Source organism: Polaribacter cellanae (assembly GCF_017569185.1).
In the GTDB taxonomy this organism is placed as follows: Bacteria; Bacteroidota; Bacteroidia; order Flavobacteriales; family Flavobacteriaceae; genus Polaribacter; species Polaribacter cellanae.
In genome coordinates, this window is sequence record NZ_CP071869.1 from 2,667,743 (window position 1) to 2,679,332 (window position 11,590).

Annotated in this window: 9 protein-coding genes and 1 pseudogene; 7 read left to right on the forward strand and 3 right to left on the reverse strand. The window is 30.3% G+C overall.

The window, feature by feature from the left end; translation table 11 throughout:
* Positions 1-9 precede the first annotated feature (9 nt).
* Positions 10-2,838: a VPS10 domain-containing protein gene (locus J3359_RS11985; protein ID WP_208077097.1), complete on the reverse strand. Its 2,829-nt coding sequence runs from the start codon at positions 2,836-2,838 to the stop codon at positions 10-12.
* Between the two features lie 500 nt (positions 2,839-3,338).
* Here J3359_RS11985 and J3359_RS11990 point away from each other — a divergent pair, with 500 nt between their 5' ends.
* The 5 genes and pseudogenes from J3359_RS11990 to J3359_RS12010 all read left to right on the forward strand — a co-directional run.
* On the forward strand, positions 3,339-4,682 hold the full coding sequence (locus J3359_RS11990; protein ID WP_208077098.1) for a DEAD/DEAH box helicase: 1,344 nt from the start codon (positions 3,339-3,341) through the stop codon (positions 4,680-4,682).
* 835 nt (positions 4,683-5,517) lie between these two features.
* Positions 5,518-6,282 carry a hypothetical protein gene (locus J3359_RS11995; RefSeq protein ID WP_208077099.1) on the forward strand — a complete coding sequence of 255 codons (765 nt, stop codon included), beginning with the start codon at positions 5,518-5,520 and terminating at the stop codon, positions 6,280-6,282.
* 203 nt (positions 6,283-6,485) lie between these two features.
* Positions 6,486-6,647, forward strand: coding sequence for an SWIM zinc finger family protein (locus J3359_RS12000; RefSeq protein ID WP_367890400.1), 162 nt, complete (start codon positions 6,486-6,488; stop codon positions 6,645-6,647).
* The gene (locus J3359_RS12005; protein WP_208077101.1) at positions 6,634-7,989 is read left to right on the forward strand and encodes a hypothetical protein; all 1,356 of its coding nucleotides are present in this window, start codon (positions 6,634-6,636) and stop codon (positions 7,987-7,989) included. The genes J3359_RS12000 and J3359_RS12005 overlap by 14 nt, the downstream gene beginning before the upstream one ends.
* Positions 7,990-8,538: 549 nt before the next feature.
* Positions 8,539-8,949, forward strand: a pseudogene (locus J3359_RS12010) (IS1595 family transposase); the annotation flags it as partial.
* 4 nt (positions 8,950-8,953) lie between these two features.
* Here J3359_RS12010 and J3359_RS12015 read toward each other — a convergent pair.
* Together J3359_RS12015 and J3359_RS12020 are read right to left on the reverse strand one after the other, a co-directional pair.
* Positions 8,954-9,859 (reverse strand): IS982 family transposase, encoded by a 906-nt coding sequence (locus J3359_RS12015; RefSeq protein ID WP_437440098.1) that lies wholly within the window; start codon positions 9,857-9,859, stop codon positions 8,954-8,956.
* A gap of 271 nt (positions 9,860-10,130) precedes the next feature.
* Complete coding sequence (locus tag J3359_RS12020) at positions 10,131-10,919, reverse strand: AAA family ATPase (RefSeq protein ID WP_208077102.1); 789 nt, start codon at positions 10,917-10,919, stop codon at positions 10,131-10,133.
* Positions 10,920-11,038: 119 nt separating this feature from the next.
* Between J3359_RS12020 and J3359_RS12025 the strand changes: the two genes are divergently transcribed.
* Both J3359_RS12025 and J3359_RS12030 read left to right on the forward strand, forming a co-directional pair.
* Positions 11,039-11,236 (forward strand): hypothetical protein, encoded by a 198-nt coding sequence (locus J3359_RS12025; RefSeq protein WP_208077103.1) that lies wholly within the window; start codon positions 11,039-11,041, stop codon positions 11,234-11,236.
* A complete protein-coding gene (locus tag J3359_RS12030; RefSeq protein WP_208077104.1) occupies positions 11,224-11,487 on the forward strand; it encodes a hypothetical protein in 264 nt (87 codons plus the stop codon). The genes J3359_RS12025 and J3359_RS12030 overlap by 13 nt, the downstream gene beginning before the upstream one ends.
* Positions 11,488-11,590: the final 103 nt, after the last annotated feature.

Here is an 11,590-nt window from a genome sequence, read left to right on the forward strand (position 1 = left end):
GGATCTGTATTATTTTATCTCAAACTTACTTTCTGCTTCGCCAATTTTTACAATATATTTTCCTTTTGGTAAATAGAAGACTCCATTTTGTCCTGCTGATAATTTCGCTTTTTTATGTTCTCTTTCATAGGCTCTTTTTCCTTTTTTAGAGAAAGAAACATTAAATTTTGCTTCGTTATATCCTTTATTTGCGTCTGTAGAGATCGAATTTACTTTTACATCACCAGCATACACATCAATTGTAGTTTTTCTTGATGAATTTGTATAAAACGGAATTGCAATTTCTGGTGTGTAAGCATCTCTCCATTGGCTCCAAGAACGCCCCCAATTTCCACTTTTTCTGATATTATTTATCGCAAAAATATGGTTCGATTTTCCTAAAATTTTATTATTTATTAATTGCAAATTCGCAATATTTGTTTTATACAAACTTCTTCCATGGGTTGCCACAATTAAATCTTTTGCAGTTGGTTGAATCACCAAATCGTGCACAGCAACATTTGGTAAATTATTACTAAATGCTTCCCAAGAATTTCCTTGGTTGAAAGAAATATACAATCCATTATCTGTTCCTACATACAAGATATTTTCGTTTTCAGAATCTTCTTTAATCACATTTACTGGCGATGTTGGTATGTTACTGCTAATGCTTTTCCAAGTTTGTCCATAATTATTTGACATATACACATAGGTTGCAAAATCGTCGAATCTGTACCCATTTAAAGTTGCATACACGCGTTCTTTTTTATGTGCTGATGCTATAACTCTAGAAACCCATAAGTTTTGTGGTAGATTATTAGAAATTCGTGTCCAATTGCCTCCTCCGTTTTTGGTTAGGTTTATATATCCATCATCGGAACCTACATAGATTAAACCAAATTGAAACGGACTTTCAGAAATTGAAGTTAAGGTTCCATAAGCCACGTTTCCTTTTTTTCCTCCAGTTGTTAAATCGCCTGAAATGGTTTCCCAATTGTCTCCTTGATTTAAAGAACGATGTAATTTATTGCCTCCTAAATATAAAATATCTTGATTGTGTTTTGATAAATGAATGGGTGTTTGCCAGTTAAATCTGTAAGGAGTTTCGCCTAACGTATGTTTTGGTTGAATGTATTTGTTTTTACCTGTTTTTCTGTTAATTCTAAAGTAATTTCCAAACTGATAACCTGTATACACAATATTTGCATCTCTGTTATCGACTTGCACTTGCATACCATCTCCACCCATTATAGATTCATAAGGATTATGCCCAGATTGTTGCCAACCTTTATTAATCTTTACGTTATTATCTGCCACCCAAACTCCATTATCTTGCAAACCTCCATACACTTTGTAATTTTTTTGATTGTCTGCAAATACCGAATAAAATTGCCCAACTGCTGGGTCGTTTAATTTCATCCAACTTTCTCCATCATCATAAGAAAGGTTTAAACCACCATCGTTTCCGTTTAAAATATGGCCCGATTTTTTAGGGTTTACCCATAATGCTTGATGATCTGAATGTACATTTTCTCTGCTGATGGAAGTAAAGGTTTTTCCTCCATCTTTCGATTTTATAATAGGCACTCCTAAAACGTAAATGGCATTTTCGTCTTGTAAATCGACTCTAATTTCTCCAAAATAATAACCATAAGAACTATAAACTCCGTCTAAAAAATTATCGTGTGTTTTTTTCCAAGATTTTCCGCCATTTCTGGTTTTAAAAACTTCTGCACCAATTACTTGAGTGTCAAACAACATTGCATTTGCATCCTCTAAATAACTTGCCAAATCTATAGGCTTTACAGTACCTACTCTTACCATTTGTTTTACATTTTGTGCGCTGTATTTTTCTTGAAATCCATTATTTTTTAAATAAGAATTCAATTTTTTGTCTGATAATTTTAAGAAATCTGCAGAAGACATTGTTTTAAAATCTTCTTTTGTTAAAGCATCCGAAGGTTTTTTGTCTTTTCCTTTTGGTCTTCTAAATTGACTGTCATGCAAAGCATACACTGTATTTTTATTAAAAACCGCCAAACCAATTCTACCCACTCCATCTCCTGTTGGAAAACCAGCATTGTCTGCAATCTTCGTCCAAGATGTTCCTGCATCTGTGCTTTTATATATTGCTGAATTGTTTCCATTTCCGTCGAAATTCCACGCTTTTCGTTCTCTTTCCCAAGAAGCAGCATACATTACATTAAAATTTTCTGGTGCAAAAGCTACATCTATAATTCCTGTATCTTGATTGATGAAAAGCGTTTTTGTCCATGTTTTTCCTCCATCTGTAGTTTTAAAAACTCCTCTTTCTGCATTTGATGAATATAAATGTCCAATAACTCCAACAATTACTTCATCTGCATTATTTGGGTTGATAAGAATTCTACTGATGTGATGCGAATCTAACAAACCAACATTTTGCCACGTTTTACCTTTGTCTGTAGATTTTAATATTCCAATTCCTGCATACGAAGAACGCGAAGAGTTTTTTTCTCCTGTTCCTACCCAAATTGTTCCAGAAGTCCAATCTACAGCAATATCTCCAATATTTTGTGTTGGAGAATTGTCTAAAACTGGCGTAAATGTAGTTCCGTTATTGTTTGTGTGCCACAAGCCACCAGAAGCATAACCTACATAAAATTCTGTTGGGTCTTTTGGATTTACAGAAACATCTGCAACTCGTCCACTCATTACAGTGGGTCCAATATTGGTAAATGCTACATTTTTAACCAATGAAGCATGCATCATATTCGCTTTTTGGTTTAAAGATTGCTTAATTTCGCTTGGGTTTGTTGGTGTTTGCGCAAATAATGTTGCTGAAAACAGCAGTATTAAAAATTGAAAAAGAGTTTTCATAAAAGTAAAATTTGGTTAGAATTGATGAAATTACTACTTGTAAAATGAATATCAAAAAAATTAACAGGTTTTAGTTTTTTTCTGCAAGATCTCGAACACCTTGTAGGTATTTATTTTCTGTTTCCCACAAAGTTTAGAAGACTTCCTAAAAAATTATTTCGCTAAACTTGATTCCGTTTCTTGTAGGTTGAAATTTAATAAACAAGTCAACCCAGAAAGGGTTTGAAACCCTTTCTGGGTTATTTTATGGGAATGAGTAAGCGCGTTAGGGATTGAAGCATTTGTTTGAGCTCTTTTTTCTTTTTCAGAAAAAAAGCGAGTGCGTAAAGCCCGTTAAAACGCCCAAAAAATAATCTCCTTTTTATAATTTATATCTACAAGGTTAAAAAAACCTTGCAGGAAGTTTTAGAAACCTTGCAGGAAATCTTCGAGACCTTGCAGGAAAACGTATCTTTGCCCAAAGAAACCGCTACATAAAGTGTGTTTTGTAACCATTATTTATGACATTTAAAGATTTAGGTTTATCTGCAGCATTGGTAAAAGCAGTAACCGAAAAAGGATACAACAAACCATCACCTATACAAGAAAAAGCGATTCCGTATATTTTAGAAGGAAAAGATATTTTAGCTTCTGCGCAAACAGGAACTGGAAAAACAGCAGGTTTTACCTTGCCAGTTTTGCAATATTTATCGGAAACAAAACACCCAAAATACAGGCCTTTACGTGCCTTGGTTTTAACACCAACAAGAGAATTGGCAGCGCAAGTTTATGACAACGTAAGAGAATACAGCAAATATGTAAATATTAAATCTGCCGTAGTTTTTGGAGGCGTAAATGCAAAACCACAAATTGCAACATTAAAAAACGGCGTAGATATTTTAGTAGCAACTCCTGGAAGGTTGTTAGATTTACATGACAGAAAAGTAGTTTCTTTTAAACGTGTTGATGTTTTAATTTTGGATGAAGCAGACAGAATGTTAGACATGGGTTTTGTTAGAGATATTAACAAAATTATTAGTTTTATGCCTGCAAAGCGTCAGAATTTAATGTTTTCTGCTACTTTTTCGAACGATATTAAAAAATTAGCTGCTACTATTTTAAGAAACCCGGTTTCTGTAGAGACTGCTGCACAAAATTCAACGGCCAAAAAAGTAACGCACAAAGTTTATAAAGTTGATAAAAAACAAAAAACGGAATTAGCAATTAAGCTAATAAAAGATAATAATTGGACACAGGTTTTGGTTTTTACAAGAACAAAACATGGTGCGAATAAATTAACCGAAAAATTGATTAAAGCTGGCATTTCTGCAGCCGCGATTCATGGAAATAAGAGTCAAGGTGCAAGAACAAAGGCGTTAAAGAATTTTAAAGATAATTCTATAAAAATTTTAGTGGCTACAGATATTGCTGCTCGTGGTTTAGATATTCCGTTATTGCCTCACGTAATTAATTTCGAATTGCCAAACGTACCTGAAGATTATGTGCATAGAATTGGTAGAACAGGTAGAGCTGGTGCTGCTGGAGAAGCTATTTCTTTTGTGTGCAGTGAGGAGGTAGAATACCAAAAAGAGATTGAAAAAATATTAAAAGAGAAATTAAATTCTTCTATTTTAGAGGGTTTTGAACCTACAGATACTGCGCCTCCAAAAAGAGCGGCAACACAAAGCAAAGGTTCTTTTGGAAAGAAGAAAAAACAAAGATCTTCTAATGGAAATCTTGCTAAAAAAAGAGATTCTGAAACAAGTTCTGCACGAAAAAGAAAACCACATTTTAAAGGAAATAAACCTGCTGGTGCAACTTCTGGACGTGGTAGAACTGGTGCACCTAAAAAAAAGCGGAATTAAGTTGTTTACTCTTTTTTTTAAGTTTACGAAGTTCGTTACAAATGTTGATAAAAAATTTCGAAAACGTCTTTTAAAGTAACTTTCTTGCCAATAATGTTTTTTATTGGTTTCAAATTTAGTTAAAACCATGTACTTTAGTACATTTCGCTTTTGCTTCTAAAAATATTTTAGTCGCGAATTCACGAATTAGCTAACATAATTTAAGTTTGTTTAACGTATTTCACGAAAAAAATTAATAAAAATACTACAACGAAAAGGAGTGTTAAAGTAATAACTTAATTAACTGTGAGTTCGATTTAAGAAACAAGATACACTTTTGTTTTAATGTTTTTATATACAAGCTTTAGTTCTATTGTGTCATTTCTACAACAGGAGAAATTTCATAATTTATAACTACAGTTTGTCATATTCCTCTAACTGCGTCATAGGAATAATATTGATTTTCAAAATAAAAATATTTAGTAGTTAATAATCAATTAGTAGCATGTCGAACTCTTGTTAATTACTATGATTAGTAAATAAAAAATTGTTGTTATTAGACAGTATAAAAAACGAAATAAAATTTAGTATTTTTGAATAGAAAATTTAATAGTACAAATTTTAGGAGATTGAAACGTTTTAAACTTTTTAAATAGATTGTTGAATATCAAAAACTTGCACTAGCATTTGAATCTAGGAAAGTTTAAATTACCTAAGATTTTGAATATCTAAGAAACAAAAATATTTTTATGTTTTTCTTTCGTAAATAGTTAAATACTATAGAACTTGCAACAGAAATTACCTGAAAAATGGAATTTAAAAATACGATAAATAAATAAAATTAAAATAAAAAACTATGAGTAATAAAGTAATCGACTTGTTTGGAAACCACAAAATCATTCCTAATACAGGAGTTAAATATTCAAGTTTGTTAGAACAATTTTTGAATCCTTTTATGAGTGATTTTGACAATTTAGAATATATTGAAGATATTATTGAATTTGCAATAAACGCTTGGAATATGGCTAACATAAATAGCATTATGTCTAATAAAGATGCTGAAAAAGCGATGAATTCGATTGAAAATGATAAAGATATCTTATTGCTAAAAAAAATGATAGCTCATAAACAAGCTAAATTTAAAGAGTACACAAATTTTATAGTAGATTTTGAATTAAAAGAAGTAAATGATGGTGGAGACCCTATACTAAGTGTTATAACCCAAGACGAAGATGCTTATTTGACAAATATGGTTAATAAAATGGAAGAAGTTGGTCTGCAAAATCAAGAAAATTTTGAAGAAAATTATATTAACCGAAGTGCAATTATTGTAAAGCCAAAACAACCATTTATAGATTGGCACAATAATTTATATCCCGACAGTAAAATGGATGAGATAGATATTGATATATATTTGGTTAATGACGCCATAGAAGATTTAGAGAAATTTCTAAAAAAGAAATTTGACAAGATATTTACAATGGTATTAGAAGATTGGCATACCAACAAAAAAGAATGGCCTCAAAGACGCAATTACAAAATGTTTAATCAATGGTTTCGAGTTGAAGTATCAGAAACCATTTACGATCTAGAAAAAGAACCCGTCTTAAAATCAGAATAAGTACCTTTTTATTATTTAAAAATGAAAATACCTTTAAACAAGTTTGAGCAATTTATTGATAAAAAAATACTAAAAAAGAGGCTTGTTCTATTTTAAAAACAATACAACAACTGATTTTTACAGAGATTTCAAATGAAGCTTATAGTGCCATTGTTTCTGGTACAGAAGAATATACAGTTCAACTAACAATTAAAAACAATACAATAACCGAACATAATTGCGATTGCCCTTATGATATGGAACCTGTTTGTAAACACGTAGTTGCTGTAATTTTTTATTTACAAGAAGATAAACTAGCATTAAAGCAACCTAATGCTTTTAAAACCAAGGAAGAAAAAAATAAAGTCCGTTATGCAACAAGTTAAAGAGTTATTAAAGGCAATTCCGCACGAAGAATTAATGCAATTTGTACAAGAGAATAGCAAAAAAGACCCGAAATTTAGAAACTACTTTTTAGCATCCTTTGGGCATCTAAGTCAAAATCAATCAAAAGAGTTTTACCAAAAGCAAATTCATTCAATTTTACAAACAGCTGCAGGAAGAGATGGTTGGATTGGTTGGTCCGATATGAAATATGTAGTAAACACAACCGAACCCTTTTTACAAAATGCTAGAAAATACTTAGCAAACAATAATTTCGAAAATGTATTTTACATAAGTACTGCTTTGCTAGAAGAAATAATAGAAGCGTTTCAATATGCAGATGACAGTAATGGAAATTTAGGTTATTTTATAGAATCGGCTATAGAGTTGCTTTCTAATTTAATACAAGAAAAAATCTCTAAAAACTTAAAAGAAAAAATATTTGAATACTGTATTGCTACTTTTAAGCAAAAACTATTTGAAGGTTGGGGTTGGCATTTAGAGATGCTTAATATTGCTTTTGAATTAGTTAATAAAGAAAGCGATGTAGCTATAATTTTAGATTGTATAGATACCATTGATGGAAAATACGAGCAAGAGCGAGCTCAATTATTTAAATTGAAAGTTTTAAGACGTTTTAAAAGTGAAGACGACGTTAAAAAATATATTCAGAAACATATTTCAAATTCATCTATAAGAAAACAAGAAATAGAAAAGGCATTTAAAAATAAGAATTTTAATCGCGTTATAAATTTATGCCAAGATGGAATTAAATGCGACTTAAAAGACAAACCAGGATTGGTTAAGGTTTGGTATAATTGGTTGTTAAAAGTTGCACAATTACAAAACGAAACTTCTAAAATTATTGAATACGCACGATTTTTATTTATTGATAACTTTCATCCAGAACAAGATTACTATCAAATTCTTAAAAATACTATTGAAGGTAAAAAGTGGCATCCGTTTTTAGAAGAAATCATAAAAGAAATTACCCCTAAAAGCAACTGGACTTATACAGAATTATTACGAAAAATTTACATAAAAGAAGAATGGTGGGATCGATTATTTCTTATGTTAAAACAAAATATTTCTTTGGAAAACATAAAGCAGAACGAATCCTATCTATCAAAAGATTATGCTCCTGAATTAATTGAGTTTTATAGAGAAAGAATTACAAACTATGTCGAAAAATATATAGGAAGAAATCATTACCAAACAGCTTGTAAATATTTACGCAGAATGAAAAAATTAGGAGGCAATAGACAAGTAGATGAATTGATAGAATTATTTAAAAAACAATACCCCCAACGTAGAGCATTAATAGATGAATTATCTAGAGTTTAATAACCAACACATAAAACCCTACACATTGCCAAGTATTAAAAAATAACCACAATTAAAACTTGTTAAAACGTTTTCGTTTTGATAGCGCTGGTTCGTTTGCGAAAAGAAAAGTAGGAGTAAAAATAGTTCGTGATAAATTTTTATCGTGTTGGTATATGAAAAGTAGCAGAATAAATTTGCTTTAATTTTCATTTTGGAAACAAAGATAGCAGAAAAGCACAAATTTTATAGTTTGCACTTAACTGCTATTTTTTATATACGTGGTTGGCATACATTTTGGCTACAGAACTAAATTTTGTAGTCTATTTTTTTATAGGATTACCCATTTAAATCTCATTAATATTTTGTTATCCAAAAAGAAATGGTACTTTTATAAAAAAGGAATTAGATGAAAATATTAAAGGAATTATCTCGGAAAGAATTTCACGCTAAATTTGGAGAAGAAAACTTATGTTTATCTTTTTTGTCTTCGATAAAGTGGTCAGAAGGTTTTTCTTGTTTTAAATGTAAAAACACCAAGTTTTCAAAAGGTAAACAAGTAAAAAAGGAGCAAATAGTATTTGGTTAGCAGAAAGACATGGAGTCAAACAGATGACAGCTTGGTTGTTTAGGAGAAAAGTGCAAGAAGCAATGAAAAGTAGTGAGAAATACCCTTTAGAAGATGAGGTTCATGTAGACGAATTTGAGATAGGAACACCAAAAAAAGGAGAACAAGGACGAAGTAAATCAGCTACGAAAATTAGAGTCGTAATTGCTATTGAAAATAGAGGAGGAAAACCTGGCAGATGGTATGCAAAAGTGATAGACGATTATAGTTGTAAATCTTTAAAACCAATATTTGAGACACATATAAAATCAGATGCGAATATAATCACAGATGGTTGGTCTGGATACAAACCTTTAAAGAAGAATTTTCCTAATTTGACACAAATATTATCTTATAACCTGAGTTCGACCTAAGGATTTAGCAAAAAAGAGCTAATTGTGCTGTACTTTCTGTTTCAAATTTAATAGATGGTTTCTTTTCTTGAAAAGAATAAGCAATAAGGCTAGCTACTAAATTTGTGATAAAATTACTAAAACTTCTATGTCTAGAATGTTCAGCTTGGGCGATATTTTTAAGTTGGTCATTAATTGTTTCTATAATTGATCTTTTACGCAGTAAAATTTTGTCACGCATTGTCATTAGTACATTTTTCATATTATTTTTAATTCCAGTAACTAAATGCAGTCCGTCTTCAAAAAGTAATTGAGTGATTTCTTTTGAAATATACCCTTTATCTGCGTATAAACTTCCTACAATTTTTTTTAAAAAATTGTCTTCTTTGATTGGTGTTCTATCGTCTACATTGGCTTGGGTGATGATAAAGTTCAGAATATCACCTTTATCATTTACTAATAGATGTAATTTAAAACCATGGAACCATCCCATGGTAGACTTTCCAGTAGTCGCAATTCCTTTAAAGACTTTATTATTTTTAATTCTCTTTTTGTCACACACTCTCAAAGGAGTTGAATCTATAAAGGATATCCCTGTACATTTACCCAAACAACAGGTTTTCATAAACACTATCAAAGGAAGCATATTGCTTTGCATTAGCTCAACAAAACGATTATAAGAAACTGTCTCAGGGAATTCATCAGTTAAATGCTTTTGAACATAGAAAAGGTAAAAATGTTTGAATGTTCTAATATTACTTGTGTGAAAAAGAACAGTTATGGTTAATATTTCACTTGTGGACATTTTAAAAGAACGATTTCTTTTCTTTTTTCCGCCTGAAATCGTTCTTTTTTGTAAAGCAGGCTCAAAAACTTGACAAAAATCGTCAATATCACAAAAAATTGTAGTAATTTTATCTATAGAAATCATAAGTAGAATTTTAGTTAAAAAATTGATATTCAGCATTTAAATATACTAATTTTCTACTTTTTTTTACAATAAAAAAATAGGCTTTCTTACGTCGAACTCAGGTTATTATGTAGTTTCAGACAGTAAAACCTTTATTTTACCGAGAATTATTATGTTTAGTATTGGATATAATTTGTAGGTTTCAGTCTACAGTTGAGTTGGCAATCTACAGTCTACAGTTTCCAGTATGTAGCTGACTGCCAACTGAAGACTGAAAAACTGCCAACTTTTTTCAAAGATGTCTCAAATAAGCCTCAGGATTATTCAAAAACGACTTTGTAATATTAAAATGTTCAGTCTCTTCTAACTCCTTTTTCTCCATATTATTCTCGGTGATTTCAAAAATGGTCGCTTTAGGAAAAGCCAATAACATAGGTGAATGTGTTGCAATAATAAACTGCGAATTATGTGTTTTTAAGTGGTTTTTTATAAAAGCAATTAAAGTAAGTTGTTTTGCAGGAGACAATGCAGCTTCAGGTTCATCAAGCAGATAAATTCCTCTTGTGTTTATCATTTCATTCATGATATGAAGATAGGCTTCACCATGAGAAAAAGCATTGAGTTCCTGTCCGTAATTTGTGCGCATTTGCTTTAATTGATAATTGGCACTTTCCTTCATTTGATCGATAATGTATTTAGGAACATCGTCCCCTAAATCGCCCATTTGGTTTTCGATAGTGGTACCAACTCTATGAATACTATTTAAATAATCTCCAAAATCTTCCGCTCTAAAAAAGAAACCCACAGAACGCTCTATTTGCCAAGTCAATTCTAAGAAAGGTAAGAGTGTTTTTGCGGCATCGAAACTATTTTTTGCGTAACTACTTCCATCCATATGAGGTAATTGTAGGCGACAAGCAATCGCCTCTAATAATGTAGATTTTCCAGAACCATTTTCGCCAACCAAAAAAGTAACACGATTAGAAACATCTAAATTTTTAGCATATTTTATGGCAGGAATATCAAACGGATAAGGATGTTTACGCTCTTTGTTTATGTGTAAGGTTGATAAATAGGGCATAAATCATAAAATATGGATTTCAAATTTAAGAAAATATTTTAATTTTTGATAATCCTATATTCTGTTCGTTTGTTTTTAAGTTTTAAAAACGGTATTTTTCATACTTAAAATAAGAAGTTATGACTTTAATTCTCAAGAAAAAAGCAATTATAGATTGGATTTCCTTTATTGAGGATAAGGATGTATTAAACCAAATTTTTGAATATCAACAGTTAAAAAATAAAAATTTTAAAAAAGATATTGAAAATGCTATTACCGTAGATGAAGTAAGAGAACAAACAGATACTTACATTAAATCGTTAGATTGGAAAAAGTAAAAATCTATTATAAACCAGAAGTTGTTAAGTATATTAATGATTTAGTTTTTAAATTAAATGAAAATGCTATTGAATATAAAAATAATCTTTTAGACTTTATTGAAAAAGATATTTCAATATTCCCTAAAAAGCTAACACCTTTATCTATAGCTTATTTAGGAAGCAATTATATTTTTTTGAAAAAAAAAAAGAATACGTATTTGGTCACTTATATTACGAACAATCATAACAGTATTTCTAATCGTCTTTAATATAGAGAATTTATAAGAACTATTTTTCATCAACAAAAACGATATGACTAAAAACATCAATTTAAATCATAAAAAAATATTTCAAGTCATAAACCATCTGAAT

Bases quoted from the DNA above. Each gene is read 5' to 3' on its own strand.
- J3359_RS11985 (WP_208077097.1), bottom strand. From the start codon at position 2,838: ATGAAAACTCTTTTTCAATTTTTAATACTGCTGTTTTCAGCAACATTA.
- J3359_RS11990 (WP_208077098.1), top strand. From the start codon at position 3,339: ATGACATTTAAAGATTTAGGTTTATCTGCAGCATTGGTAAAAGCAGTA.
- J3359_RS11995 (WP_208077099.1), top strand. From the start codon at position 5,518: ATGAGTAATAAAGTAATCGACTTGTTTGGAAACCACAAAATCATTCCT.
- J3359_RS12005 (WP_208077101.1), top strand. From the start codon at position 6,634: ATGCAACAAGTTAAAGAGTTATTAAAGGCAATTCCGCACGAAGAATTA.
- J3359_RS12015 (WP_437440098.1), bottom strand. From the start codon at position 9,859: ATGATTTCTATAGATAAAATTACTACAATTTTTTGTGATATTGACGAT.
- J3359_RS12020 (WP_208077102.1), bottom strand. From the start codon at position 10,919: ATGCCCTATTTATCAACCTTACACATAAACAAAGAGCGTAAACATCCT.
- J3359_RS12025 (WP_208077103.1), top strand. From the start codon at position 11,039: ATGACTTTAATTCTCAAGAAAAAAGCAATTATAGATTGGATTTCCTTT.